Raw genomic sequence first — 25,657 nt, 5'->3', positions numbered from 1 at the left:
CCGCCGCTTCACACCCGTCCTCTGCTTCACCTCGTCCTCTGCCGCACACCGTTGATGTCAGGAGCCGCCATGTCCACCTCAGCCATGCCCGAATCCGGTCATGAGGGGCCGGAGAAGTCCCGTATGTCCCAGAAGATGTCACCGAAGTCGATCGCGCTCTGGATAGCCGTCGCCCTCGTCGGCGCGATCGGCTGGGCCGTGCTCGCGCTGTCCCGGGGCGAGGAGATCTCGGCCGTCTGGCTGCTGATGGCGGCCCTCGGCTCGTACGCGATCGGCTACCGCTTCTACTCGCGGTTCATCGCCCGCAGGGTCCTCCAGGTCGACGACACCCGGGCCACCCCGGCGGAACGCCTCGAAGACGGTGTCGACTACCACCCCACCGACAAGCGGGTGCTGTTCGGCCACCACTTCGCGGCCATCGCCGGCGCGGGTCCGTTGGTCGGACCGGTGCTGGCGGCCCAGATGGGCTATCTGCCGGGCACCATCTGGATCATCGCGGGCGTGATCTTCGCCGGCGCGGTGCAGGACATGATCGTCCTCTTCCTCTCCATGCGCCGGGACGGCAAGAGCCTCGGCCAGATGGCCCGCGACGAGATCGGCAGGGTCGGCGGTGCCGCCGCGCTGATCGGCGTCTTCGCCATCATGATCATCCTGCTCGCGGTCCTCGCGATGGTCGTCGTCAACGCCCTCGCCGAGTCCGCCTGGGGCACCTTCTCGGTCACCATGACCATCCCGATCGCCCTCTTCATGGGCTTCTACCTGCGCTATCTGCGCCCGGGCCGGGTCGTGGAGACCAGCTTCATCGGCGTGGCCCTCCTCCTGCTCGCCATCCTCGGCGGCGGCTGGATCCAGGACTCCTCGCTCGCCGAGTACTTCGTCTGGAGCCCCGAGACCCTGGTCTTCTGCCTGGTCGGCTACGGCTTCGTCGCCTCCGTGCTCCCCGTGTGGATGCTGCTGGCCCCGCGCGACTACCTCTCCACCTTCATGAAGGTCGGCACCATCGCGCTGATGGCCGTGGGTGTCGTCGTCGCCGCGCCGAACCTCCGCGCCGAGTCGGTCACCGAGTTCGCGCACACGGGCGCCGGGCCGGTCTTCGCCGGGTCCCTCTTCCCCTTCCTCTTCATCACCATCGCCTGCGGCGCCCTCTCCGGCTTCCACGCCCTGGTCTCCTCCGGCACCACGCCGAAGCTGATCCAGAAGGAGTCCCAGGTCCGCATGATCGGCTACGGCTCCATGCTCACGGAGTCCTTCGTCGCCGTCATGGCCCTGATCGCCGCGTGCGTCCTCGAACCCGGCCTCTTCTACGCCATGAACTCCCCGGCCGCGCTGCTCGGCCCGACCGTCGACACGGCCGCCGAGGCGGTCAAGAACCTAGGCTTCACCGTCACCCCGGAACAGCTCACCGCGGCGGCCAAGGCCGTCGAGGAGGAGACCCTCGTCGGCCGCTCCGGCGGCGCGCCCACCCTGGCCGTGGGCATGTCGGAGATCTTCGCCGGCGTCTTCGGCGGCGCCGGGATGAAGGCCTTCTGGTACCACTTCGCGATCATGTTCGAGGCACTGTTCATCCTCACCACGGTGGACGCCGGCACCCGCGTGGGCCGCTTCATGCTTCAGGACATGCTCGGCAACGTCTGGAAGCCGATCGGCCGCGTCACCTGGAAGCCGGGCATCTGGATCACCAGCGCCCTCGTCGTCGGCGCCTGGGGCTACTTCCTCTACGCCGGTGTCACCGACCCCCTCGGCGGAATCAAGCAGCTGTTCCCCCTCTTCGGCATCGCCAACCAGTTGCTCGCCGCCGTCGCCCTGGCCGTCACCACCACCGTGCTCATCAAGTCCGGCAAGCTGCGCTGGGCCTGGGTCACCGGCATCCCGCTCGCCTGGGACGTGGCCGTCACCTTCACCGCCGGCTGGCAGAAGATCTTCTCGGACAACCCCGCGATCGGCTTCTTCGCCCTGCGGGACAAGTACGCGGCGGCCATCGGCAAGGGCGAACTCCTGCCCGGCGCCACGGACATGGACGACATGCACACCATCGTCACCAACAACACGGTCGACGGCGTGATCATGGCGATCTTCCTGATCCTGGTCCTCACGGTCCTGGTCAACTGCGCCGTGGTGTGCGTCCGCGCCGTCCGCTCCCCGGTCCCGCTGCCGTCGACCGAGGCCCCGTACGTCGAGTCGCGCATCGACGCGGAGGACCCCGAGAAGCAGCTGGTGGGAGCCCGCCGATGACCGCCCCCGTCGCTCTCACGGCCCGGCACTGGGCACGGACCGTCCGCTGGTACCTCCGGGAACTCATGGGAGAGGCGGAGTACGACCGCTACTGCGAACGCCATCGCCGCCACCACCCGAAGGCCCCGGTACCGACGAGACGGGAGTACGACGTCCTGCGAACGCTCCGCCGGGAGGAGCAACCGGAGGGCCGCTGCTGCTGAGACTGCGCCGGGCCAGGTATTCGCGGACGCTGTCGCTGTGCAGGGCCGCTGTTGCTCACTCTGCTGTTCCCAACTGCGGGCAGTCGTGCCGCTAGGGGCGATGGGGGAGGGTGGGCGCAGCGGCACCCGGCAAGCGCCGGTGAGCGAAACCCACCCTCCGTCCAGCCAAAGCCGCCGGATGCCTGGCGATCCCAGGGCGCCCGGCGGCCCCGACCCACCCCCGTGACCGATCTCCGCCCCGCCCAACAACTCCACGGCCTGGGCGCCGGCCCCACTCGCCCCCCATGGACACCGGTGGCCGACCTCCTCCGCATCACCGGCCGCGACTGGGACCGCAGAGCGCACCGCATCGCCGTACTGGCCCAACGCCTCCCCACCGCGATCCCCCAGCGCTGGACCACCGACCGCCCGGCGGACGTCGTACCACCGCCTCCTGCGCTACCTCTCGCCGCACCCCACGCCGAAGCCGTCACCGACCTCAACATCCTCGCGTTCGCCCTGACCCGCGCCCACCGCCCGGCCGAGGCCGCCCCCGTCTTCGGGCGCCTGGGCCGCCAGCCGGAACGTACGTTCGTGTACTGGCGAGACCGGTCGAAGCGGTCGATGCGGTCGACGGACGACCGCGGCCGGACGTGAGGCCTGACTGATCGGACGTGAGGCCTGACCGGAACAGGCCTGACCAGGCCCGACCGGGCTATGCCGGAGCGGGCGCCGTCTCCTCGTCCTTCTCCTCCGCCGCGGCGGCCGCCGCCTCCGCGCGGTCGCGGCGCTCACGGCGGACGAGGATGACGTAGCCGACGGGAACGCCGAGGGCGAAGAGCCACCACTGAAGGGCGTAGGCGTAGTTCAGCGCGGCGTTCTCGTCGCCGGGACTGCCGAGCTGTTCCGGGGTGTCGCCCTTGGGCTCGGGCGCCGTCTGCGCGAGGTATCCGCCGAGCACCTGGACACCGAGGCGGTCCGCCTCCCGCTCGCTGTTGATCAGCATGATCTGCCGGTCCGGCAGGCCCTGGAGATCCTTGATACCGCTCGCCTCGGTCGTCTCGTCGGGCATCAGCCGCCCGGTGACGGTGACCTCGCCGCCGGCCGGCGCGGGGATCTTGGGGAACGCGGTCTGGCTCGGACCGTCCGCGGGGATCCACCCCCGGTTGACGAGCAGCACCTTGCCGTCGTCGAGCACGAACGGGGTCAGGACATGGAAGCCGACCTCGTCGTCGGCGTTGACGCGGCGGCGGACGACGACCTCGTCGTCGGTGTCGAAGCGGCCCTTCGCGGTCACCGTGCGGTAGCGCTCGGCGCTGGTGACGGTGTGCCCGGGGGAGGTCAGCCGCTCCACGGGCACCGGCTTCGAGGCCAGCGCGTCGGCGACGAGCTGATTACGCGCGCTGCGCTCCTCGTAGCGATGCATCTGCCAGATACCCAGCCTGACCATGGTCGGGATCAGGACGAGCGCGAGCAGAGTGAGGATCACCCACTGCCGGGACAACAGGAAGCGGTACACCCACTGACCGTACCTCGCGCGATTCGGCCCCCGGCGGGAGGGTCCCGCCGAGGGCCGTCACCGACGCGGACCTCACGCGCCGGCGTCAGACTTTGTCGACGATCCCCGCCTTCCCCTCGGCCCGAGCGCAGTGGGCGCCGCAGTACCAGTGGCCCTCGACCTCGACGCCCTGGCCGATGATCTGCACCCGGCAGTGCTCGCAGATCGGAGCCATGCGGTGGATCGCGCAGGAGAAGCAGTCGAAGACATGCACCGCGCCCTGGGCGTGGATCTCGAAGGTCATTCCGTAGTCATTGCCGCAAACTTCGCATCTCGCCATGCGCCACAGGGTGAGCCGTGACCGTCGCCCGGGCGAGCGGGCGGCGGGCGAGTCGCGTGCCAATCACCCAGAACGACTCACTCGTCCGCGGGTTCGACATCGCGGAGCAACTGCCCGAACGCGGCCTCGTCCACGACCGGCGTCCCGTACTGCCGGGCCTTGACCACCTTCGACGTGTTCGAGTCCGGGTCGTTGGTGACGAGCAGACTGGTCACCCGGGAGAGGCTCGTCGCGACATGCAGCCCGGCCTCGATCGCGCGGTCCTCCAGCAGATCGCGTTCGATCGACGTGTCCCCGGAGAAGGCGACCCGCATGCCCTGCTTGAGCGGTTTGCCGTCCTCGTAGCGCCCGGGGTTGGGATGCGGGCAGGCCGGCCGCTTCCGCGAGGGCCGCCAACTGGTGGGCCGGTAGCTGCCGTAACCGCCGCCGCCGGGGCCCGCCTGCTGCCCGATCCGGGGGGCGGCGGGGCTGTCCCGCCACTCGGTCAGCGGCCGGCACTCGTGCAGCGGCAGCCGTACGCCACTCGCGGCGGCGACCCGCAGACTAGGCCGGAACGCCTCCGCCAGCACCCGCGCGTCGTCCAACGCGTGGTGCGCCCGCTGCTGTACGACCCCGAAGTGCGCCGCCAGCGACTCCAGCTTGTGGTTCGGCAGCGGCAGCCCCAGCTCCTTCGACAGCGCGATCGTGCACAGCCGCTGCCGCACCGGCGCCTCGGTCTCCGCGCGCGCGTACTCCCGGGCGATCATCGACCAGTCGAACACCGCGTTGTGCGCGACGAGCACACGGTCCGCGAGCCGGGAGGAGAACTCCTCCGCGATCTCCTTGAAAAGGGGCGCCCCTTCGAGCACGTCACTCGTCAGCCCGTGGATCCACACCGGCCCCGGATCCCGCTCCGGGTTCACCAGCGTGTACCAGTGGTCCTCGACCTCGCCCCGCGCGTCCAGTCTGTACACAGCCGCCGAAATTATCCGGTCGTCCCGGGCCAGCCCGGTCGTCTCCACGTCCACGACCGCGTACCCCTGTGGATACGCGGCCGGCCAAGGCGCTTGCGACGCTGCGGTCGTGTGGTCTTCGAGCATGGTCCATGAGGATACGGGCCACGACTGACAGCTCGTTACCCGACGGTGAGCCGGTCCCTGGGGAAGAGCTCGGCGCCGATGACGTCCGGGCAGTCGTTGAGGTGGACCGTGAGGTGGTCGAGGGCGGCCAAGGGGGTCAGATCGATGGGGCCGGTCCGAGAGAACGAGACGTCCGTCAGTTCGGGGAGTTCGGCGAGGGCCGCGACGCGGTCCACCTGACGGACTTTGCCGAGGTACACACGCGTCAGTCGCTGATGGGGGAGCAGGTCGGCGCAGTCGACCCGGCTCACGTCCAGGAGCTGAAGGGTGCGCAGCGGGGAGCACGAGCCGGCGGCGAGGAAGTCGAGCCACTGGTGGTTTTCGTTGACGGTGAGCCACTCCAGTGCGGTCAAGGCCTCGATGCCGGACAGCTTCATCGTGGCCGCTCCCCTGAAGAATCCGAGGCCGGTGAGTCGTGGGGCGAAGGCGAGGTCGCCCACGGAAGTCTCCGGTGCCGGGTAGTCGAAGACCAGATGCCGCAGCGTGGGCAGGTCGTTCAGGGGTGCCAGTGAGAGCGGTTCGCGCGGTTCGTAGACGTAGAGGTTCTTCAGCGGGAGGCAGGCCACCGTTTCGAGAGTGACGGAGTGACAGCGCTGGAGCATCAACTCGCGGAGATGTGGCAGCCGTCGCAAGCCGGACGGGTCGCTGATCCGGTTGTTGTCGATGAGGGCCAGGTGTTCCAGGGGTGTTCGTTCCAGTGCGTCGACCGGGACATCGTGATCGCCCAGCAGGAGCAACCGCGTGAGCCGCGTGAGCCGCGGCAGCAGCGCCATCTGCTCGGGGCTGCTCATGGTGAGCCGCTCGTCCGCCGTGACGGTTCCGTCCAGCACCGTCTCGAAGTACTCGTTGACGTCGAACGCGTTCCACGCTTCGTTGAGCGCGATACGCACACGGAAGCGCTGATCGGCGCGGAACCGTGAGATCACCGCCAGTGCCGCGTCGCCCCCGACCCGCCCGGCGGTACGCACCACGGCCGCCGACTCCCGATCCGTCAGCCCCTCCGGCCCCGGCAGCAGCTCCACCACCAACTCGCCCACCTTCGCCAAGGCGTCGGCCTGTTCGGTCGAACCCGGCGGCATCAACTCCCCCGTCCGCTCCTCCACCTCCCTCCGCACCCCGGGATCCAACTCCGGCGCATGCTCCAGACTCGCCGCCGCCAGCAGCACCAGCCGCTCCCGATGCCTGCGCACCTTGTCGGCCCGCCGCAGCAACTGGCGGAGCAGCCGCCCCCGTTCCTCCACCCGCGCGTGCCCCACGGCCATCCGCACCACGTCGTCCCACTGGTCGTCGTGCGCGTGGCGGACGAGGACCCCGAAGTCGCGGGCCTCGACCGCCGCCTTGGCGCCCAGATAGTCCTGGAAGGTGCGGTGGACGAAGTCCACGTACCCGGGCACGGGCTCGCGGAGCAGCCCGCTGCGGATCAGGAGGTGGGAGAAGACCTGTTCGGCGTCGCCCTGTTCGCGGACCTGGGGCATGGCGTCCAGCCACTCCTCCAGCATGGAGACGGCGTCCTCGCGGGACGCCTCCACCTGGCCGTTGCGGATGAGCCAGTACGCGAGGCGTTGCAGGAGTGCCGTCTGTTCCTCGCGGGACAGCGTCACCCCCTCGACCGAGGTGATCTCCCGCTCGGTGTCCCGCCGTACGAGCAGCAGGTCCAGCGCGGCGTCGTACAACTCCTTGCGGGCGCGCGGCAGTCGCATACGGCGGTCGCGGTTGAGGGCGCAGAGCAGGGCGCACATCAGGGGGTTGGTGGCGAGCCGAGCCAGGTCCCGGCGGCCGGTGACCGCCTGGCCGAGGCCCGCCTCGTAGGTGTCGAGCGAGGACCGCTCCTCCTCGGACAGGCACTCCAGGCGGGCCGCGTCGTGCCAGTGGCCGATGAACGCCCGGATGTCCTCCCGCTCCATGGGGAGCAGCGAGAGCGCCGTGAACCCCTGCCCCGTCAGCCAGTCCTCCGGCACCGCCGCCGGCCGGGTCGTCACCACGTAACGCGCCTTCGGGTACGCGGCGATCAGGGACTTCAGCCAGCTCTCGGTACGGGCGCGCAGCCGTGTCGGCACCTCGTCGACCCCGTCGATCAGCACCAACGCCCGGCCGGTGGAGAGCAGTTCGGAGGTCCAGCCGTCGGGCGCGCGCAGCGGGACTCCGGAGGCCGGGAGGAAGTCCTCCGGCATCGGCAGGCCGTCGGGGGTGTTGAAGGAGCGCAGGCGCAGGACGAACGGCACGCACAGGTTCCACGCCGCCAGCTCCGGGGCGAAGCCGCGCCGGGCCGCGTTGAGGGCGAGCCACTGGACGAGGGTGGACTTGCCCGAACCGGCGGGGCCGCGCAGTACGAGCCGGTCGCAGTCGGCCAGGGCCTGCTCCACCTTGAGGGCGGCCGGTGCCGCATCGGGCGGTCCGAGGCCCTCGCGGCGCGGGTCGTCGGGGCGGTCGCCGCTCACCGCGAGGCTGATGTAGGCCGTGTCGAGCGACCATTCGGCGCGTCGGCGGTCGCCGAGGGTGACGCCGAACAGCTCCAGGCGGGACTGGGTCCGGGCGACGAACTCGGTGTACCGCTGTTCGAAGTCGAGGGCCACGGACCGCGGGCGGGGAGTATCGGCCAGGTCGAGCAGCAGACCCTCCGCGCGCCCGGAGCGTCGGGTCTGTTCCACGGCCGCCCGCGCCGCGAACGAGGGGTGGGCGGTGAGCTGTTCGACCAGGTGGGCACAGCACAGGCCGAGCAGTTCGGCGTACAGGTCCAAGGCGCGGGCGGAGAGACCGGCGTCCGGCGCGGGTAACCCGGCGGCGAGACGCTCGGGATCCAGGTCGGCCGCGAAGAGCCGGTCCGCCGTGAGACCGGCGGCGGCGAAGGTGTCCTGCACGGCGGCGACGGCCGCGAGCCGCTCGTGCTCGGGCAGGTCCGCGTACGCGCCGGAGATCCGGCCGGAGAGCACCCGGGCCAGCCTGTCGGGGGAGGGGGGCTTCGGCAGCGGCCGTACCGGATCGGTCACCAGGCCTGCGCCCTGCTTCCGTGCGACCGGGGTGAGGACCGACTTCACCAGGGTCGACACCACCGTCGACGCCAGCCGGACCAGCACCACTTCGATGCCCTGCATCGCGCCCTCCCCCTGCCGCCACGCCGGGATGCCCCCGCCCTGCTTCCTCCCTGCCCCTCGAATTGGTGGAGAACGCCAAGAAGCAAGCGCGTACCACCGGAAATACTTGTCAGTAACAACGTCTAGCCCCCGCCGACCAGCGGTTCTACCGTGCCCACATGCCGAACCTGCCCGATGTCGTGCTGTGGTCGATACCCGCCTTCGTGCTGCTCACCGTGATCGAGGTGATCAGTGTCCGGATCCATCCGGACGACGATGCCGCGGGGTACGAGGCGAAGGACGCCGCGACGAGCGTCGGCATGGGACTCGGGAGTCTCGCCTTCGACTTCCTCTGGAAGATCCCGATCGTCGCGATCTACACGGCGGTCCACGAACTGACCCCGCTGCGCGTGCCCGTCCTGTGGTGGACGATTCCGCTGATGCTGCTCGCGCAGGACTTCTTCTACTACTGGTCGCACCGCGGCCACCACGTGATCCGGATCCTCTGGGCGTGCCATGTCGTCCACCACTCCAGCCGGAAGTTCAATCTGACCACCGCCCTGCGGCAGCCCTGGACGACCCTGACCGTGTGGCCCTTCTACGTCCCGCTCATCGCCCTCGGCGTGCACCCGGCCGCGCTCGCCTTCTGCTCCGCCGCCAACCTCGTCTACCAGTTCTGGATCCACACCGAGCGGATCGGGAAGCTGCCCCGCGCCTTCGAGTTCGTGTTCAACACGCCCTCGCACCACCGGGTCCACCACGCCTCCCAGGGCGGCTATCTGGACCGCAACTTCGGCGGCATCCTCATCGTCTGGGACCGGCTCTTCGGCTCGTTCGTCGAGGAGACCGAGCGGCCGGTGTACGGGCTGACGAAGAACATCGACACGTACAACCCGCTGCGGGTCGCCACCCATGAGTACGTCTCCATCGCCAAGGACCTGAAGAGAGCGGAGAGTTGGGGCGAGCGGGCGGGTCGGGTCCTCGGCGGACCCGGCTGGCAGCCCGCGCGGCCGGTGGAGACCGTCGAGCGCGACGCCACCGCCCCGGCCACGGAAACCGTCGCGTGAAGCCGGACCGAGGCTCGGCCCTCCGCTCCGCCCTCCTCGTCGCCTTCGGGGTGGCCGCCGCCGTCGACCTCGGCTCCCTCGCCGCCGGGTTCTCCGAGGGGCACGTCGTCGCCAAGCCGCTGCTGATGCCCTTGCTCGCGGCCTACGCGTACACACGCGGTGCGCCTCGACCGCTGCTCGCCGCACTGCTGTTCGGCTGGGGCGGCGATGTGCTGCTCCTCTCCGACGCCGAACCGGCCTTCCTCGCCGGGATGGCCTCCTTCGCGGCGGGCCACGTCTGCTACCTCGTGCTCTTCGGGAGGTCCGAGGAGCGCGGGCGGGTCGCGTACGGCATCGGATACGCCGTCGCCCTGGTCGTCGCCGTCGCGAGCCTGTGGCCCGGGCTGCCGGCGGATCTACGGCTCCCCGTCGCGGGCTACAGCGCCCTGCTGACCACGATGGCGTGGGCCGCCACTCGGCTGGGGCTCCTCGCGGGGCTCGGCGGCGCGCTCTTCGTGGTGTCGGACATGCTCATCGCGACCGGTGTCGCCGAGTGGCCGCAACCGCCCCGACCCGACCTGTGGATCATGCTCACCTATCTGGCGGCCCAGTACCTGCTGGTCCGGGGGATCCTCGGAACCCTCGGCGCGCGCCCCACGCCCACCCCGGCGCACGGTGAGGTCTCCACGACCACCACCTCGACCACGACCTCCACGGGCACGACCTCCACGGGCACGGCCTGACCAGCCCGAACAGTGCGCCCCGGTCGCTCACCAGCGGATCGGCACCGGCAACGCCGTCAGCAGCGCCGACACCGCGACGACCAGGCCGAGCACCGCCACCTCCGCGCGTGCGGGCACGCAGGCGTGGAGCGGGTCGTCGGCCGCGCCGCGCAGCCGAAGGCGGGCCCAGAGGGCGAGGGCGGCGACGGCGGCCACGAGGAGCACCTTGGCGAGCAGGGCGCGCCCGTACGCCGTCTCCGTCAGCTGGTCCAGGACCGTGCCCGGCGGCATCCGGCGCAGCGTGCTCCCCACACCGGTGGCGGTGACGGCGGCGAGCAGAACGGCGGCCACGCGCGCGTAGAGGCCCAACAACGCGACCCCCGCCTCCGTCGAGCGCCACGCGCGCGTGCGCAGCGTCCGCAGGACGTGGAGCAGCCCGCCCGCCCACAGGGCCGCGCACGTCAGGTGCACCAGGGTCAGCCCGGTGCCGACGAGCGGGCTGTACTCGGTGGTGGGGTGGGCGCGCAGTGCCTCCGCGACGACGACCGCGGCCAGGGGCAGCGCCTGGGCGGCCGGGCGGCGGGAGAGCGCGAGCAGACCGGCCGCCGCGAACGCGTTGACCTCCAGCAGGGCGAGTCTCCCGTCCCGGGTCTCGTACAGGCCGCCCACGTCGATGTCGGCGGGGGAGTCCGGCACCAGATTGCCCGTGGCCACGACCGAGGCCAGCCCCAGCGAGGCCACGAAACCGGCCCCCGCCGCCCAAGGCGCCCCACCGCGCGGCGCCTGCCCGGGCGCGCCCGGCACCCGTCGCGCCAGCCACGCCACGAACAGCTCACCCGCCGACACACAGAGCGCGGCCAGCGACACCGCCCGCAGCAGAGCGATCCCACCGGCCCCGGGCGCCCCGGCCTCCCCCGTACCGTTCAGCGCGACACGCGGCCCGAGCAGCGGTATCAGCGCGCCCACGGCCACCAGGACGAGCACCACGACGGCCCGGCCGGTCCCACTCCCGGGCCGCCCGGGTCGCGGCTCGGCCCGCTCCTCGGGCTCGCCGGCCTCCGCCCCCGCTCCCGTCTCCGCGCTCGCTTCCGTCTCCTCCGCCGTCCGTCTCGTCAGGCCCACCCCGAAAAGTTCACCAGTCGCACCAGAACCGGGCAAGCGCCCGAAAACAACTGGCAGTTCTGCATTCCGCCCATACGTACGGTTCAGGGCTTCCGGTGACTCAGTCCCAGCGCGCGTCGTCCGTTCCCCAGAGGCCCGGCGGCCGTGCCCAGTCACCCGGCCCGTCCTCGAAGGACACCGGCGACAGCGCGTACCGCAGCCGCCCCAGCGGGCTGTCCCGTTCGGCGAGCCACGGCTCCGGCCCGGCGTAGGCGTCGGATCCGCCCGGGCCACGCTCGACGCCGTCCGTCAACCAGGCCGCCGTGCGCGCGAGCGCCAGCCGGACGACACGACCGCCGCCCCCGTCCACCCGCTCGGTGAGCGCCCGCAGGACGGCCGCCGCCAGCAGATACCCCGTCCCGTGGTCCAGCGCCTGCGCGGGCAGGGCGCCCGGCCGCTCCACGGAGCCCTCGGCCGCCGCGATCCCCGTGGCCACCTGCACCAGACTGTCGAAGCCCCGCCGCTCCGCCCACGGCCCGTACGCGCCCCACGCCGAGAGCCGCGCCACCACCAGCCCCGGCCGCCGCTCGGCCAGCGCCTCGGGGGACAACCCGAACCGGTCCAGAGCGCCGGGCCGGTACCCGGTGACGACGACGTCCGCCTCGGCGAGCAGCGCCTCGAAGGCCCCCGGATCCGCGGCCAGATCGAGCGCCGCCGACCGCTTCCCGAAGCCCGTGTCGGCGTGCTGGTCGAGGATCTCGGGCATCCCCGGCGGGTCGACACGCAGGACGTCCGCGCCCAGCAGGGCGAGCGTGCGGGTGGCGACAGGACCCGCGATGACCCGGGTCAGGTCCAGGACCCTTACCCCGGCGGCGGGCAATGAGGACGCCTCGGCCGAAGCCAAGGGCCCGGGCACGCGCGCGTGGGGAGCGCCGGCGTCGTCCACCCGCTCCCACTCGACCAGCGGACGCCCCCGTACGGCCGCCGCCTGCTCGTGCGCCGCCCACTCCCCGGCCGTCCGCAGGGCGACCGCGAGGCCCCCGGCCGCGTACACGGTCTCCTCGACCTCCAGGGACGACCGCTCGGCGAGCACGGACGCGACAGCGGACACGTCGGCGGTAGGTGCATCGGAGGCGGGTACACCGGCGGCGGGCACCCCCAGCGCGGACAGCAACCGCTCCCGGTGATGCGGATAGTTGGCGTGCGTGCGCACCCACCCGTCCGCCGTCCGCCAGAACCGCGACAGCGGCGCGAAGGCGACCGGCGCCCGCCCGTCGACCAGCAGATGCCGCTCACTCACGAAGGCGGTACCGACCGCCCCGTCGTCCACCCGCACCCGGGGCACCTCCGCGAGCCCGGCCCGCCGCGCCCCCAGCTCGGCCGCCGCCAGCGCGCACACCCCCACGCAGGTCCGCGCCAGCTCCCGTACCGGCAGCCGGGCGTCGAGCACCCCGTCCCGTACGACGGTCGAGACCCTCGGCAGCAGGGCGGGATCGCCGCCCAGTGCCGCCCATGCGAACTCCATGTCTGTCATGAACCCACTGTGCGCTGTGTACACGATCAACACCGCCCCGGGACAACGGAAGGGCCGGGCGGTGAACACCGCCCGGCCCGTGAACTCCGTACGAGAGCAGTACCTGCCTGATCGAGCGTTACGAGGCGTGGCGCTCCCCGGGCGACGGGGTTACTACTTGACGGCCTTCAGGGCGTTGACGATGCCGAAGCCGTAGAAGCCGTTCACGTGCGGGTCGCCCTCGCACACCGCGTCCTGGACGCCGTCGCCGTTCTGGTCGTACGACGTCGGGCAGGCCTGCTCGTCCGCCTGGGCCTTGAGCAGCCACTGCAGCTGCTTCGGGCTCGCCCACGGGTGCGTGGACTTCAGCAGCGCGGCGACACCGGCGGCGTGCGGCGACGCCATCGACGTGCCCTGCAGGAAGCCGTACGCGCCGTTCGGCATGGTGGACAGGATGCGGCCGTTCTTCGACGGCGTGTCCGGGATCTGGTAGCGGGCGTCGCCGCCCGGCGCCGCGATGTCGACGACACCGTTGCCGTACGTGGAGTAGTACGACTTCTCGTTCTTCACGCCCGTCGCGCTGACCGTGACGATGCCCGGCAGCTGGGTCGGCACGTCGAAGCACTCGCTCGGGTCGATGGTGCGCTCGACCGGGGTGGTGTCGTTGGGGCTGGACGCGTCCACGATCGCGTCGGAGGCGAGGTCGTGGTTGGAGTTGCCCGCCGAGGCCAGGTGCAGGGTGCCCTTCTTCGTGGCGTACTTCTGGGCCCGGTTCACCGCGTCGACGATGGCTTCCTGGTCCGGGTCGTCGACACAGTTGTAGAGCCACGGGTCGACGTAGTAGCTGTTGTTCGTGATCTCCACACCGCGGTCGGCGGCGAACACGAACGCGCAGACGACGCTCTCCGCGTAGAAGAGGCCGCTGGCGCGGTCGGTCACATTGATGCTGGAGACCTTCACACCCGGCGCGACACCGGCCACACCGACGCCGTTGCGGGCCGCGGCTATCTCACCGGCGACATGCGTGCCGTGGTAGTCCTGCGGGGTGTACGGCCGCCAGGAGCCCTCGCTGGTGTCCGCGACACCGCCGTTGCAGTTGGCCGACTGCGACTTGGAGAAGTTCGGCGCGAGGTCCGGGTGGGTGTCGTCGACGCCGGTGTCGATCACGGCGACCGTGACCTTCTTGCTGCCGTCGTCGATCTTCGCGGCCTTGTCGGCGCCGATCGACCGCAGGTCCCACTGGTCGGCCTCGAGGGGCTCGGCGTCGGGTATGTCCGCCGAGGCGGCCTTCACCTTCGCGGCCTCCGCGTCCGTCAGCATGTCGACGGCACCCAGGTCCGTCGTACCGGCGGGGGTCAGCGGCGAGGTTCGGGTGGCGCCGGCGGACTGCACCCCGCGCACGGCGCGGATCGTCGCGCCGAACGCCGGGTCGGTCGAGTGGACCACGATCACGCCGATCCGGTCGTACGTGATCACGACCGTGCCGCCGGCCTTGGCTATCGCCTTCTGCACGGAGGCGATCGTGCGCTTGTCCGTCTTCGTGTTCACGACGTACGAGAGGTTCGGGCCCTCCGCGGTCGCGGCCGTGGACTGCGCGAGCGGGGTCGCCGAGGCGACGCCCGGCAGGAAACCGAGCGAGGCGGTCAGCGACAGGACGACCGGCACCGCGAGGGCGAGCCGTCGTCTGGAGCGCAGATGAGCCATGGGATCTCCACATCATCCTCAAAGAAACCGGCCCGAGACACACGGGTGCCCGGGCAGGTACATGACGTTGGTGGTGCAGCCCGAAGCTATCCCTGGTCGTCACCGGCCAGCAATGACTTCACGGGCGGGAGGCCGAAGTAGAGGGGTAACCCTCGAAGTCACCGCACTTACCGGCCACTTCCGTATCGGCCTCCGCAGTGCTTCCGCATCGGTTCTCGAAAGAAACACGCGCGGTTGAACCGGTCCTCGCGCGCCGCCGTGACGTTGAGCAGGGAGCCCGAGCACGATCGTGCACCCGTCACCGAAGGAACAGAGCCGACCCCATGTCCGTACCCAGTCCGTCCCCCGATCCGACGGCGAAAAAGTCACCATCCACCGTCGCGACCGCGGCTCAGACGCGAGGAGACTCCGTGGCAACCGACGCACCGCCCCCCGCGAAGGCCGAGCATCATCTCCCCTCCCCCGAGGAGTTCTCCGCGGTCCATGAGAGCGCCGAGTTCGCCGAGCTGCGCCGCTCCTACCGCTCGTTCGCCTTCCCGCTGACCGTGGGCTTCATCGCCTGGTACCTGCTGTACGTCCTGCTCTCCAACTACGCGGGCGACTTCATGGGCACCAAGCTCTTCGGCAACATCAACGTCGCCTTCGTCTTCGGCGTCGCCCAGTTCGTCACCACGTTCCTCATCGCCTGGTGGTACTCGAAGCACGCCGCCGCGAAGCTCGACCCCAAGGCCGAGGCGATCAAGTCCCGGATGGAGGGCGGCGCATGAGCCCCGTACAGCAGACGTTCCTCGCGGCCAACGAGGCCAGCGAGCACCGGCCGCTCATCATCACCCTGTTCGCGCTGTTCGTCCTGGCGACCCTCGGCATCACCGTCTGGGCCGGCCGCCAGACCAAGGACGCCGCCGACTTCTACGCGGGCGGCCGCCAGTTCAGCGCCTTCCAGAACGGCCTCGCGGTCTCCGGCGACTACATGTCCGCCGCGTCGTTCCTCGGCATCGCCGGCGCGATCGCCCTCTTCGGCTACGACGGCTTCCTGTACTCCATCGGCTTCCTGGTCGCTTGGCTGGTCGCCCTGCTCCTGGTCGCCGAGCCGCTGCGGAACTCCGGCCGCTACACCATGGGCGACGTGCTCGCGTACCGCATGCGCCAGCGCCCCGTCCGCACCGCCGCCGGCACCTCCACGATCGTCGTGTCGATCTTCTACCTGCTGGCCCAGATGGCGGGCGCGGGCGTCCTCGTCTCGCTGCTCCTCGGCATCACCTCCGACGCGGGCAAGATCCTCATCGTCGCCCTCGTCGGCCTCCTGATGATCGTCTACGTCTCCATCGGCGGTATGAAGGGCACCACCTGGGTCCAGATGGTGAAGGCGGTGCTGCTCATCGGCGGCACGCTCCTCATTACGTTCCTGGTGCTGCTGAAGTTCAACTTCAACATCTCCGATCTGCTCGGCACCGCCGCCGAGAACAGCGGCAAGGGCGCCGCCTTCCTGGAGCCCGGCCTCCAGTACGGCTTGACGGGCACCTCCAAGCTGGACTTCATCTCCCTCGGCATCGCCCTGGTCCTCGGCACCGCCGGTCTGCCGCACATCCTGATCCGCTTCTACACGGTGCCCAACGCCAAGGCCGCCCGTAAGTCCGTGAACTGGGCCATCGGCATCATCGGCGGCTTCTACCTGATGACCATCGCCCTCGGCTTCGGCGCCGCCGCGCTGATCTCCCAGGACGAGATCATCGCCTCCAACCCGTCGGGCAACACGGCGGCCCCGCTGCTCGCCCTGCATCTCGGCGGCGTCGACTCGGCCTGGGGCGCGATCCTGCTCGCCACCATCTCGGCGGTGGCCTTCGCGACGATCCTCGCCGTGGTCGCGGGCCTCACCCTCGCCTCGTCGTCGTCCTTCGCGCACGACATCTACGCCAACGTCATCCGCAAGGGACAGGCCTCCGGCGCCGAGGAGGTCCGCGCGGCCCGCTGGGCGACCGTCGCCATCGGCATCGTCTCCATCGGCCTCGGCGCCCTCGCCCGCGACCTGAACGTGGCCGGCCTGGTCGCCCTAGCCTTCGCGGTCGCGGCCTCCGCCAACCTGCCGACGATCCTCTACAGCCTCTTCTGGAAGAAGTTCACCACCCAGGGCGCGCTGTGGTCGATCTACGGCGGTCTGATCGTCGCCGTCGGCCTGGTGCTGTTCTCGCCCGTCGTCTCCGGCGACCCGAAGGCGATGTTCCCGGACGTCGACTTCGCCTGGTTCCCGCTGAAGAACCCGGGCATCATCTCCATCCCGTTCGGCTTCCTCATGGGCTGGCTCGGCACCGTCCTGTCCAAGGAGGAGCCCGACACCGCCAAGTACGCCGAACTGGAGGTCCGGTCCCTCACGGGCACCGGCGCGCACTGATCCGGCTCGCTCCGCCCGGGGCCGTCGTAGATCCCTACGGCGGCCCCGCGCCGCGTCTCGTGCGAATCGGCCCGTGATGTTGTCAGCGCGGTCACGTAGGCTCGCAGGTGTCGGAGAATTTGTGATCAGCTGCGAGGGAGGGGGCCCACGTGCTCATCGACACCTACGGCCGAGTGGCCACCGACCTGAGGGTCTCGTTGACCGACCGGTGCAATCTGCGCTGCACCTACTGCATGCCCGAGGAGGGCCTGCAGTGGCTGGCCAAGCCCGACCTGCTCACGGACGACGAGATCGTCCGCCTCATCGACATAGCCGTCCGCACCCTGGGCGTCGAGGAGGTCCGCTTCACCGGCGGTGAGCCCCTGCTGCGCCCCGGCCTGGTCGGCATCGTGGAGCGCGTGGCGGCCCTCGCCCCCCGCCCCCAGATGTCCCTCACCACCAACGGCATCGGCCTCAAGCGGACCGCCGTCGCACTGAAGGCCGCGGGCCTGGACCGGGTGAACGTCTCCCTGGACACCATCCGCCCCGACGTCTTCAAGACCCTCACCCGCCGGGACCGCCACAAGGACGTCCTCGAAGGCCTGGCCGCCGCCCGCGACGCGGGGCTCACCCCCGTCAAGGTCAACTCGGTCCTGATGCCGGGCCTGAACGACAACGAGGCCCCGGACCTCCTCGCCTGGGCCGTCGAGCACGACTACGAGCTCCGCTTCATCGAGCAGATGCCCCTGGACGCCCAGCACGGCTGGAAGCGCGACGGCATGGTCACGGCGGGCGACATCCTGACCTCCCTGCGCACCCGCTTCGACCTCACCCCCGAGGGCCAGGACGAACGCGGCTCGGCCCCGGCGGAACGCTGGCTGGTCGACGGCGGCCCGCACCGCGTCGGCGTCATCGCCTCGGTGACCCGCCCCTTCTGCTCCGCCTGCGACCGCACCCGCCTCACCGCCGACGGCCAGGTCCGCACCTGCCTCTTCGCCCGCGAGGAGACGGACCTCAGGGCCGCGTTGCGCTCCGGCGCCCCCGACGATGAGATAGCCCGTATCTGGCGCCTGGCGATGTGGGGCAAGAAGGCGGGAGCGGGCCTGGACGACCCGTCGTTCATCCAGCCGGACCGCCCGATGTCGGCGATCGGCGGCTGAGGGGAGCTCCCCGCCCGCTCACTCCTTGGGCGCTTCCCACTCCGACAGCGCGACGACATCCTTCAGGAACCCCCGCACACCCAGGAACTGCGACAGATGCTCCCGGTGCTCGTCACACGCGAGCCACGTCTTGCGCCGCTCCGGCGTGTGCAGCTTGGGGTTGTTCCAGGCGAGCACCCAGACCGCGTCCGCACGACAGCCCTTGGCCGAACAGATGGGGGAGGACGGATCGGAGCCGGGGACGTTGAGGATGTTCACACGTCGACCCTAGTCGCAGCGATCCCGCCGCAGAAAAGGCGACGCCGAGCAGCCACGGGGGGAGCTGCCCGGCGTCGGTCTGTCGCTCCGACGGGGGATGCGGAGCGCGTACGAAGTATGTCACGGGTAGGCCTCTGCCCGGCACTGGAACTACATGATTGATCTGAGCATTTCTTGAGCTTGGCGGGCGGATGAATTCCGCTTCGTCCGGCTTCCCGGTGCTCAGGCCCGCTCGCGCGGCTCGCTCCGCCGACCGCCCGCGGGATCGGTCGCGGCGTCCTCCGGGACGGATTCCGCGAAGCGCCCCGAGGCCCCGGATTCCGCCGAGGAGGAGGCGTCCTTCTCCCGCGGCGGCGTGATCATCGGACGCGTGGGCGCGGCGACGAACGTCGACGGCAGGGAGGGCGCGTTCTCACGGCCCGCGTTGGCGATCACCACGGCGATGTACGGCAGCACCGCGCCGAGCACCAGTGCGACGACCGCGACGTGCCGTTCGACGTTCCAGAGAACCGCGGCGGCGATCACCGCGAGGGTGCGCACGGACATCGAGATGATGTACCGGCGCTGCCGGCCGCGGACGTCGTCGGTGAGACCCTGCCGGGCGCCTGTGATCCGGAAGACCTCGACGTTGCTCTGCTTCCGCATCGCGTTCCACCACCCGCCTGTATCGGACGCTCCCCGGCCCGTGCCCCGCCCGCGCCCGCTGTAGGGACCGCGGTCCGGACAAGCTCCACGTTACGCCGCGCCTGCGCCGCCTACGAGACCGGGTCACCTTCCACCGGGAGTGGAGGAAATGCGCCGTGGCGCGTACGGCCGTGCCCGACATGCGGCGTACCGCGGGCGGGCCGACACTGGGCGTACTGCTCACGTCGAGCCGTACGAGGAGGCAGCCATGGGCTGGTTGTGGGCGATCATCGTGGGATTCATCCTCGGCCTGTTGGCCAAGGCGATCATCCCGGGCAAGCAGCACAGCCCGCTCTGGCTGACGACGATCTTCGGAATGCTGGGCGCCATCGTCGGCAACGCGGTCGCACGCGGCTTCGGTGTGGAGGAGACCTCCGGCATCGACTGGAGCCGCCACATCTTCCAGCTGGTCGCCGCGATCATCATCGTGGCCCTGGGAGACATGGCCTACATGGCCACCCTGGGCAAGAGAAAACACCGAACCTGAACACCACAGCGCCTTGAACGGCGGCGCAGCCGCCACAAAGGGGCGCGGGGAACTGCGCGAGCAACCACGACGAACCGGTACTCGCCAGACACCCCACGCCCCTACGGCGCTAGGCCCCGACGACCTCAACCGCGGCCAGATTCTTCTTCCCCCGGCGCAGCACCAGCCACCGCCCATGAATGAGGTCCTCCGACGCCGGCACGGCGTCCTCCGCGGTGACCTTGACGTTGTTCACGTAGGCCCCACCCTCCTTCACGGTCCGCCGCCCCGCGGACTTGCTGGGCACCAGCCCGACCTCGGTGAACAGATCGACCACCGGACCCAGCTCGGCGACCTGCACGTGGGGCACCTCGGACAGCGCCGCCGCGAGGGTCCGGTCGTCCAGCTCCGCCAGCTCGCCCTGACCGAACAGCGCACGGGACGCGGCGATCACCGCGGCCGTCTGGCCGGCCCCGTGCACCAGCGTCGTCAGCTCCTCCGCCAGCGCCCGCTGCGCGGCCCGCGCCTGCGGCCGCTCCTCCGTCTGCTTCTCCAACTCCTCAATCTGCGCACGGGACTTGAAGGACAGGATCCGCATGTACCGGGTGATGTCCCGGTCGTCCACGTTCAGCCAGAACTGGTAGAACGCGTACGGCGTCGTCATCTCCGGGTCGAGCCAGACGGCGCCGCCCTCGGTCTTGCCGAACTTGGTGCCGTCCGCCTTGGTCATCAGCGGCGTGGCCAGCGCGTGCGCCTCGACGCCGGGCTCCAGGCGGTGGATCAGGTCCAGGCCAGCCGTGAGGTTGCCCCACTGGTCGCTGCCGCCCTGCTGGAGCGTGCAGCCGTACCTCCGGTAGAGCTGGAGGAAGTCCATGCCCTGGAGGATCTGGTAGCTGAACTCGGTGTAGCTGATGCCCTGGTCGGACTCCAGGCGCCGGGCGACGGAGTCCTTCGTCAGCATCTTGTTGACGCGGAAGTGCTTGCCGATGTCCCGCAGGAACTCGATCGCGGACAGGCCCTCGGTCCAGTCGAGGTTGTTGACCATGACGGCCGCGTTCTCGCCCTCGAAGGACAGGAACGGCTCGATCTGGGAGCGCAGCCTGCCGACCCACTTGTTGACCGTCTCCGGGTCGTTCAGCGTGCGCTCCGCCGTCGGGCGCGGGTCGCCGATCAGGCCCGTCGCGCCGCCGACCAGTGCCAGCGGCCGGTGTCCGGCCTGCTGGAGCCGGCGCACGGTGAGCACCTGCACCAGGTGCCCGACGTGCAGGGACGGCGCGGTCGGGTCGAAACCGCAATAGAACGTGACCGGACCGTCCGCGAGCGCCTTGCGCAAGGCGTCCTCGTCGGTGGACAGGGCGAACAGGCCCCGCCACTTCAGCTCGTCGACGATGTCCGTCACGGTCTCGTGCTCCTCGGGTGATCTTCAGCCAGGTGATCTTCGCCAGTCGAGTGACTGTCGGCTACGAGGTTATACGCCCTGGCTGACAGAACTCATATTGAAATCCGGCACCCGCAGCGCGGGCATCGCCGCCCTGGTGAAGTAGTCGCTCCACTCGCGCGGCAGCGTCTTCTCCGTACGCCCCGCCTCCGTGGCCCGGCCCAGCAGATCCACCGGCGACTCGTTGAACCGGAAGTTGTTGACCTCGCCCGTGACCTCGCCGTTCTCCACGAGGTAGACGCCGTCGCGGGTGAGCCCGGTCAGGAGCAGGGTCGCCGGGTCGACCTCGCGGATGTACCACAGGCAGGTCAGCAGCAGCCCGCGCTCCGTGTTCGCGACCATCTCCTCCAGGGAGCGGTCCTCGCCGCCGTCCAGGATCAGGTTGCCGATCGTCGGCACCACCGGCAGCCCGGTCAGCCCGGCGCTGTGCCGGGTGGTCGGCAGGTGCGCGACCTCGCCCCCGCTGATCCACTCGGTCGCCGTCAGCGGCAGCCCGTTGTCGAACACCGAGCTGTCGCCGCCGGAGGAGTGGGCCAGCACGAAGGGCGCGGACTCCAGGCCCGGCTCGTTCGGGTCGCTGCGCAGGGTCAGCGGCAGCTCGGTCAGCCGCTCGCCGATCCGCGTACCGCCGCCGGGCTTGCTGAACACCGTCCGGCCCTCGGCCGCGTCCCGCGCCGACGCCGACCACATCTGGTAGATCAGCAGATCCGCCACCGCCGTCGGCGGCAGCAGCGTCTCGTACCGCCCGGCGTCCAGCGGCACCCGCCGCTCGGCCCAGCCCAGCCGTACGGCCAGTTCCGCGTCCAGGCTCGCCGGGTCGACGTCCTTGAAGTCCCGGGTGGAGCGCCCCGCCCAGGCCGAGCGCCTGCGGTCCGGGGACTTGGCGTTCAGCTCCAGCGTCCCGTTCGGCTGGTCGTGCCGCAGCCGCAGCCCCGTGGACGTACCGACATAGCTCGACACCAGCTCGTGGTTGGCGAAGCCGTACAGCTCCCGGCCGCCCGCACGCGCGCGTGCGAACGATTCGCCGAGCGCCGGCGCGAAGTCGGCGAACACGGCGGAGGAGGTCTCGGCGGGCGCGTCCGTGAAGTCGGGGGAGTGCGCCACGCCCGTGACCAGCGGCTGGGCGTCCTCGGCGGGTCCTGCGCCGCGCGCGGCGGCCTCGGCGGCCCGGACCAGCGGCTCCAGCTCCTCGGGGGTGACGGCGGACCGGGACACGACCCCGGAGGCGGTCCCCTCCTTGCCGTCGACGGTGGCGACGACGGTGACCGAGCGGCCCCGGGTGACCCCGTTCGTGGTGAGCGCGTTGCCCGCCCAGCGCAGGTTCGCCGTCGAGTACTCGTCGGCGATCACCACACAGCCGTCGGCCCGGGACAGTTCGAGGGCCCGCTCGACGATCTCGTGCGGCTTGTGGGTACGGGCGCTCATCGACCGGCCTCCTGCGTGGTGTTGAGAATGTTGACGCCCTTGAAGAGGGCCGACGGGCAGCCGTGCGACACCGCGGCGACCTGGCCCGGCTGGGCCTTCCCGCAGTTGAAGGCGCCGCCCAGGACGTACGTCTGCGGCCCGCCCACGGCCGCCATGGAGCCCCAGAAGTCCGTGGTCGTCGCCTGGTACGCGACGTCCCGCAGCTGCCCGGTGATCCGCCCGTTCTCGATCCTGAAGAACCGCTGCCCGGTGAACTGGAAGTTGTACCGCTGCATGTCGATGGACCACGACCGGTCGCCGACGACATAGATCCCCCGGTCGACCCCGCCGATCAGGTCCTCGGTGGACATCCCGGCCGGGTCCGGCTTCAGCGACACATTGGCCATGCGCTGCACCGGCACATGCCCGGGGGAGTCGGCGTACGCGCAGCCGTTGGAGCGGCCCAGATCGGTCAACTTCGCGATGCGGCGGTCGAGTTGGTAGCCGACGAGGGTGCCGTCCCGCACCAGGTCCCAGCTCTGGCCCGCCACACCCTCGTCGTCGTACCCGATGGTCGCCAGGCCGTGCTCGGCGGTGCGGTCGCCGGTGACGTTCATCAGCTCGGAGCCGTAGCGCAGCTTGCCGAGCTTGTCGAAGGTGGCGAAGGAGGTGCCGGCGTACGCGGCCTCGTAGCCGAGCGCGCGGTCCAGCTCGGTGGCGTGGCCGATGGACTCGTGGATCGTCAGCCACAGGTTGGACGGGTCGACGACCAGGTCGTAGACGCCCGCCTCGACGCTCGGCGCCCGCATCTTCTCGGCGAGCAGCTCCGGGATCCGCGCCAGCTCGTCGTCCCAGTCCCAGCCGGTGCCCGTCACGTACTCCCAGCCCCGGCCGACCGGCGGCGCCAGCGTCCGCATCGAGTCGAACTCACCGCTGGACTCGTCGACCGACACGGCGGTCAGCGACGGATGCAGCCGTACGCGCTGCTGGGTGGTCACGGTCCCGGCGGTGTCCGCGTAGAACTTGTTCTCGTGCACGGTCATCAGCTGCGCGTCCACGTGGTTGACCCCGTCGGCCGCCAGCAGCCGGGTGCTCCACTCGGTGAGCAGCGCCGACTTCTCCTCGTCGGGCACGGTGAAGGGATCGATCTCGTACGACGAGATCCAGGTCTTCTCCGCGTGCACCGGCTCGTCCGCCAGCTCCACCCGCTCGTCGGACCCGGCGGCCTTGATGACCCGCGCGGACAGCTGGGCCATCGCCACGGCCTGCGAGGCGACCTTCGCGGCGGCGTCCATCGTCAGATCCACCCCGGACGCGAACCCCCAGGTCCCGCCGTGCACCACCCGCACCGCGTACCCGAGATCCGTCGTGTCCGACGACCCGGCCGGCTTCGCGTCCCGCAGCCGCCAGGAGGCACTGCGCACCCGCTCGAACCGGAAGTCGGCATGATCGGCGCCGAGGGCCCGGGCACGGGCGAGCGCGGCGTCGGCCAGGGCCCTTAGCGGTAGTGCCGTGAAGGCTTCGTCGATGGAATGAGGCACCGAGGTCTCCCTGTTGCCGTGTGGTTGTCGTGGCCTGTCGGGTCCGATCATGTCGCGCCCGCGGCCGGCCGGACCACATTTTTCCGGCTGAGGTCGGCGGGCTTTCTGTAGAGACCCGACAGCGCCGTCCCCGCGCCACTGTCACAGCTCGAATGCCCACCCGGCGGACCGGACCGATAGGTTTTCGAGGAAGGCACCTGCCGTCCAGGCATTCAGGCAGGCGTTCAGACCGCTAAGGAAAGGGTGATCCGTTGAGCCGCTCGGTTCTCGTCACCGGAGGCAACCGGGGCATCGGCCTCGCCATCGCCCGCGCGTTCGCCGACGCCGGCGACAAGGTCGCCGTCACATACCGCTCGGGGGAGCCGCCGGCCGGCTTCCTGGCCGTCAGGTGCGACATCACCGACTCCGAGCAGGTGGAGCAGGCCTACAAGGAGATCGAGGCCCAGCACGGCCCGGTCGAGATCCTGGTCGCCAACGCCGGCGTCACCAAGGACCAGCTCCTGATGCGGATGACCGAGGAGGACTTCACCTCGGTCATCGACACCAACCTCACGGGCACCTTCCGCGTCGTCAAGCGCGCCAACCGCGGCATGCTGCGCGCCAAGAAGGGCCGCGTGGTCCTCATTTCCTCGGTCGTGGGCCTCTACGGCTCGCCCGGCCAGGCCAACTACGCAGCCTCCAAGGCCGCCCTGGTCGGCTTCGCGCGCTCCCTCGCCCGTGAGCTGGGCTCGCGCAACATCACCTTCAACGTCGTCGCCCCCGGCTTCGTCGACACCGACATGACCAAGGTGCTCACCGACGAGCAGCGCGCGGGCATCGTGAAGCAGGTGCCGCTCGGCCGGTACGCGCAGCCCGAGGAGATCGCCGCGACGGTGCGGTTCCTCGCCTCGGACGACGCCTCGTACATCACTGGAGCCGTCATCCCCGTAGACGGCGGACTGGGAATGGGTCACTGATCACCATGAGCGGAATTCTCGAGGGCAAGCGCGTCCTGATCACCGGTGTGCTGATGGAGTCCTCCATCGCCTTCCACGCCGCCAAGCTGGCCCAGGAGCAGGGCGCCGAGATCATCCTGACCGCGTTCCCGCGGCCCACGCTGACCGAGCGCATCGCCAAGAAGCTCCCCAGGCCCACCAAGGTCATCGAGCTCGACGTCACCAACGACGAGCACATGGGCCGCCTGGCCGACATCGTCGGCGAGGAGCTCGGCGGCCTCGACGGCGTCGTCCACTCCATCGGCTTCGCCCCGCAGGACGCCCTCGGCGGCAACTTCCTGAACACGCCGTTCGAGTCCGTCGCCACCGCGATGCACGTCTCCGCGTACTCCCTGAAGTCGCTGACCATGGCCTGTCTGCCGCTGATGCAGAACGGCGGCTCGGTCGTCGGCCTCACCTTCGACGCGAAGTTCGCCTGGCCGCAGTACGACTGGATGGGCCCGGCCAAGGCCGCCCTGGAGGCCACCAGCCGTTACGTCGCCCGCGACCTGGGCAAGCAGAACATCCGCTGCAACCTCGTCTCCGCCGGCCCCCTCGCCTCCATGGCCGCCAAGTCCATCCCGGGCTTCGGCGAGCTGGCCGCCGTGTGGGACGACCGCGCGCCGCTGGAGTGGGACCTCAAGGACCCCGAGCCGGCCGGCCGCGCCATCGTCGCGCTGCTCAGCGACTGGTTCCCGAAGACCACCGGCGAGATCGTCCACGTCGACGGCGGGCTGCACGCGATCGGCGCGTGAGCGCTGCCACTGAGGCCTCACCGACGGTTCGAGGGCGCGCATCCATTCGGGTGCGCGCCCTCGCCGTACTCCTCTCCGCGGG

General features: G+C 70.7%; 23 protein-coding genes. 11 read left to right on the top strand and 12 right to left on the bottom strand.

Annotated elements, in window-relative coordinates; translation table 11 throughout:
• The first annotated feature begins 69 nt into the window (after window positions 1-69).
• The 3 genes from ABT147_RS21090 to ABT147_RS21080 all read left to right on the top strand — a co-directional run bounded on the left by ABT147_RS21090 (window position 70) and on the right by ABT147_RS21080 (window position 3,071).
• Window positions 70-2,232 (top strand): carbon starvation CstA family protein, encoded by a 2,163-nt coding sequence (locus tag ABT147_RS21090; protein WP_351408297.1) that lies wholly within the window; start codon window positions 70-72, stop codon window positions 2,230-2,232.
• The gene (locus ABT147_RS21085; protein WP_351408295.1) at window positions 2,229-2,435 is read left to right on the top strand and encodes a YbdD/YjiX family protein; all 207 of its coding nucleotides are present in this window, start codon (window positions 2,229-2,231) and stop codon (window positions 2,433-2,435) included. The genes ABT147_RS21090 and ABT147_RS21085 overlap by 4 nt, the downstream gene beginning before the upstream one ends.
• 294 nt (window positions 2,436-2,729) lie before the next feature.
• A complete protein-coding gene (locus ABT147_RS21080; RefSeq protein WP_351408293.1) occupies window positions 2,730-3,071 on the top strand; it encodes a hypothetical protein in 342 nt (113 codons plus the stop codon).
• Window positions 3,072-3,129: 58 nt separating this feature from the next.
• Here ABT147_RS21080 and ABT147_RS21075 read toward each other — a convergent pair whose 3' ends face one another.
• The 4 genes from ABT147_RS21075 to ABT147_RS21060 form a co-directional block, all read right to left on the bottom strand.
• Entirely contained in the window at window positions 3,130-3,933 is an 804-nt protein-coding gene (locus ABT147_RS21075) for an SURF1 family cytochrome oxidase biogenesis protein (protein ID WP_351408291.1), read from the bottom strand.
• Between the two features lie 85 nt (window positions 3,934-4,018).
• Complete coding sequence (locus tag ABT147_RS21070) at window positions 4,019-4,252, bottom strand: metallothionein (RefSeq protein ID WP_078531414.1); 234 nt, start codon at window positions 4,250-4,252, stop codon at window positions 4,019-4,021.
• Window positions 4,253-4,329: 77 nt separating this feature from the next.
• A complete protein-coding gene (locus tag ABT147_RS21065) occupies window positions 4,330-5,331 on the bottom strand; it encodes a DEDDh family exonuclease (RefSeq protein WP_351408288.1) in 1,002 nt (333 codons plus the stop codon).
• A gap of 35 nt (window positions 5,332-5,366) precedes the next feature.
• Window positions 5,367-8,462 carry an NACHT domain-containing protein gene (locus tag ABT147_RS21060; RefSeq protein ID WP_351408286.1) on the bottom strand — a complete coding sequence of 1,032 codons (3,096 nt, stop codon included), beginning with the start codon at window positions 8,460-8,462 and terminating at the stop codon, window positions 5,367-5,369.
• 158 nt (window positions 8,463-8,620) lie between these two features.
• Between ABT147_RS21060 and ABT147_RS21055 the strand changes: the two genes are divergently transcribed.
• Together ABT147_RS21055 and ABT147_RS21050 are read left to right on the top strand one after the other, a co-directional pair.
• On the top strand, window positions 8,621-9,508 hold the full coding sequence (locus tag ABT147_RS21055) for a sterol desaturase family protein (protein ID WP_351408284.1): 888 nt from the start codon (window positions 8,621-8,623) through the stop codon (window positions 9,506-9,508).
• Window positions 9,505-10,230 (top strand): lysoplasmalogenase, encoded by a 726-nt coding sequence (locus ABT147_RS21050; RefSeq protein ID WP_351408282.1) that lies wholly within the window; start codon window positions 9,505-9,507, stop codon window positions 10,228-10,230. Before ABT147_RS21055 ends, ABT147_RS21050 begins: the two co-directional genes overlap by 4 nt.
• Before the next feature lie 27 nt (window positions 10,231-10,257).
• On the opposite strand, the gene ABT147_RS21045 is transcribed toward ABT147_RS21050, so the two are convergent.
• From ABT147_RS21045 to ABT147_RS21035, 3 genes are all read right to left on the bottom strand, one after another.
• Entirely contained in the window at window positions 10,258-11,193 is a 936-nt protein-coding gene (locus ABT147_RS21045) for a CopD family protein (protein WP_502983129.1), read from the bottom strand.
• A gap of 238 nt (window positions 11,194-11,431) precedes the next feature.
• Window positions 11,432-12,844, bottom strand: coding sequence for a CoA transferase (locus ABT147_RS21040; protein ID WP_351408278.1), 1,413 nt, complete (start codon window positions 12,842-12,844; stop codon window positions 11,432-11,434).
• A 153-nt stretch (window positions 12,845-12,997) separates the two neighbouring features.
• On the bottom strand, window positions 12,998-14,527 hold the full coding sequence (locus tag ABT147_RS21035; protein ID WP_351408276.1) for a S8 family serine peptidase: 1,530 nt from the start codon (window positions 14,525-14,527) through the stop codon (window positions 12,998-13,000).
• Window positions 14,528-14,937: 410 nt separating this feature from the next.
• Between ABT147_RS21035 and ABT147_RS21030 the strand changes: the two genes are divergently transcribed.
• The 3 genes from ABT147_RS21030 (at window position 14,938) to moaA (ending at window position 18,055) form a co-directional block, all read left to right on the top strand.
• The gene (locus ABT147_RS21030; RefSeq protein ID WP_351408274.1) at window positions 14,938-15,294 is read left to right on the top strand and encodes a DUF485 domain-containing protein; all 357 of its coding nucleotides are present in this window, start codon (window positions 14,938-14,940) and stop codon (window positions 15,292-15,294) included.
• Entirely contained in the window at window positions 15,291-16,916 is a 1,626-nt protein-coding gene (locus ABT147_RS21025; protein ID WP_351408272.1) for a monocarboxylic acid transporter, read from the top strand. Before ABT147_RS21030 ends, ABT147_RS21025 begins: the two co-directional genes overlap by 4 nt.
• Before the next feature lie 149 nt (window positions 16,917-17,065).
• The gene (gene moaA, locus ABT147_RS21020; RefSeq protein ID WP_351408270.1) at window positions 17,066-18,055 is read left to right on the top strand and encodes a GTP 3',8-cyclase MoaA; all 990 of its coding nucleotides are present in this window, start codon (window positions 17,066-17,068) and stop codon (window positions 18,053-18,055) included.
• Window positions 18,056-18,073: 18 nt separating this feature from the next.
• Here moaA and ABT147_RS21015 read toward each other — a convergent pair whose 3' ends face one another.
• Together ABT147_RS21015 and ABT147_RS21010 are read right to left on the bottom strand one after the other, a co-directional pair.
• On the bottom strand, window positions 18,074-18,313 hold the full coding sequence (locus ABT147_RS21015) for a hypothetical protein (protein WP_351408268.1): 240 nt from the start codon (window positions 18,311-18,313) through the stop codon (window positions 18,074-18,076).
• Between the two features lie 222 nt (window positions 18,314-18,535).
• Complete coding sequence (locus tag ABT147_RS21010) at window positions 18,536-18,958, bottom strand: DUF3099 domain-containing protein (protein WP_351408266.1); 423 nt, start codon at window positions 18,956-18,958, stop codon at window positions 18,536-18,538.
• A gap of 247 nt (window positions 18,959-19,205) precedes the next feature.
• Between ABT147_RS21010 and ABT147_RS21005 the strand changes: the two genes are divergently transcribed.
• Window positions 19,206-19,484: a GlsB/YeaQ/YmgE family stress response membrane protein gene (locus tag ABT147_RS21005; RefSeq protein WP_351408264.1), complete on the top strand. Its 279-nt coding sequence runs from the start codon at window positions 19,206-19,208 to the stop codon at window positions 19,482-19,484.
• 109 nt (window positions 19,485-19,593) lie between these two features.
• Here ABT147_RS21005 and tyrS read toward each other — a convergent pair whose 3' ends face one another.
• From tyrS to ABT147_RS20990, 3 genes are all read right to left on the bottom strand, one after another.
• Complete coding sequence (gene tyrS, locus ABT147_RS21000; protein ID WP_351408262.1) at window positions 19,594-20,862, bottom strand: tyrosine--tRNA ligase; 1,269 nt, start codon at window positions 20,860-20,862, stop codon at window positions 19,594-19,596.
• A gap of 69 nt (window positions 20,863-20,931) precedes the next feature.
• A complete protein-coding gene (locus tag ABT147_RS20995) occupies window positions 20,932-22,326 on the bottom strand; it encodes a metallopeptidase TldD-related protein (protein WP_351408260.1) in 1,395 nt (464 codons plus the stop codon).
• Window positions 22,323-23,846, bottom strand: a complete 1,524-nt coding sequence (locus ABT147_RS20990; protein ID WP_351408258.1) for a TldD/PmbA family protein — start codon at window positions 23,844-23,846, stop codon at window positions 22,323-22,325. Before ABT147_RS20990 ends, ABT147_RS20995 begins: the two co-directional genes overlap by 4 nt.
• 251 nt (window positions 23,847-24,097) lie before the next feature.
• Here ABT147_RS20990 and fabG point away from each other — a divergent pair, with 251 nt between their 5' ends.
• Window positions 24,098-24,802, top strand: coding sequence for a 3-oxoacyl-[acyl-carrier-protein] reductase (gene fabG, locus ABT147_RS20985; RefSeq protein ID WP_351408256.1), 705 nt, complete (start codon window positions 24,098-24,100; stop codon window positions 24,800-24,802).
• 5 nt (window positions 24,803-24,807) lie between these two features.
• Entirely contained in the window at window positions 24,808-25,575 is a 768-nt protein-coding gene (gene fabI, locus ABT147_RS20980; protein WP_351408254.1) for an enoyl-ACP reductase FabI, read from the top strand.
• Window positions 25,576-25,657: the final 82 nt, after the last annotated feature.

The organism is Streptomyces sp. NPDC001868, assembly GCF_040297125.1.
Lineage (GTDB): Bacteria > Actinomycetota > Actinomycetes > Streptomycetales > Streptomycetaceae > Streptomyces.
Note: the sequence above shows the minus strand (reverse complement) of the source record. Positions and strands in the feature narration are given on the sequence as shown.

Excerpts from the sequence above, each read along its gene's own strand:
- fabI (WP_351408254.1), top strand. The coding sequence starts at position 24,808 with ATGAGCGGAATTCTCGAGGGCAAGCGCGTCCTGATCACCGGTGTGCTG.
- ABT147_RS20995 (WP_351408260.1), bottom strand. The coding sequence starts at position 22,326 with ATGAGCGCCCGTACCCACAAGCCGCACGAGATCGTCGAGCGGGCCCTC.
- ABT147_RS21090 (WP_351408297.1), top strand. The coding sequence starts at position 70 with ATGTCCACCTCAGCCATGCCCGAATCCGGTCATGAGGGGCCGGAGAAG.
- ABT147_RS21010 (WP_351408266.1), bottom strand. The coding sequence starts at position 18,958 with ATGCGGAAGCAGAGCAACGTCGAGGTCTTCCGGATCACAGGCGCCCGG.
- ABT147_RS21025 (WP_351408272.1), top strand. The coding sequence starts at position 15,291 with ATGAGCCCCGTACAGCAGACGTTCCTCGCGGCCAACGAGGCCAGCGAG.
- ABT147_RS21040 (WP_351408278.1), bottom strand. The coding sequence starts at position 12,844 with ATGACAGACATGGAGTTCGCATGGGCGGCACTGGGCGGCGATCCCGCC.
- ABT147_RS21055 (WP_351408284.1), top strand. The coding sequence starts at position 8,621 with ATGCCGAACCTGCCCGATGTCGTGCTGTGGTCGATACCCGCCTTCGTG.
- ABT147_RS21085 (WP_351408295.1), top strand. The coding sequence starts at position 2,229 with ATGACCGCCCCCGTCGCTCTCACGGCCCGGCACTGGGCACGGACCGTC.
- ABT147_RS21070 (WP_078531414.1), bottom strand. The coding sequence starts at position 4,252 with ATGGCGAGATGCGAAGTTTGCGGCAATGACTACGGAATGACCTTCGAG.
- ABT147_RS21005 (WP_351408264.1), top strand. The coding sequence starts at position 19,206 with ATGGGCTGGTTGTGGGCGATCATCGTGGGATTCATCCTCGGCCTGTTG.
- ABT147_RS21065 (WP_351408288.1), bottom strand. The coding sequence starts at position 5,331 with ATGCTCGAAGACCACACGACCGCAGCGTCGCAAGCGCCTTGGCCGGCC.
- ABT147_RS21035 (WP_351408276.1), bottom strand. The coding sequence starts at position 14,527 with ATGGCTCATCTGCGCTCCAGACGACGGCTCGCCCTCGCGGTGCCGGTC.
- ABT147_RS21060 (WP_351408286.1), bottom strand. The coding sequence starts at position 8,462 with ATGCAGGGCATCGAAGTGGTGCTGGTCCGGCTGGCGTCGACGGTGGTG.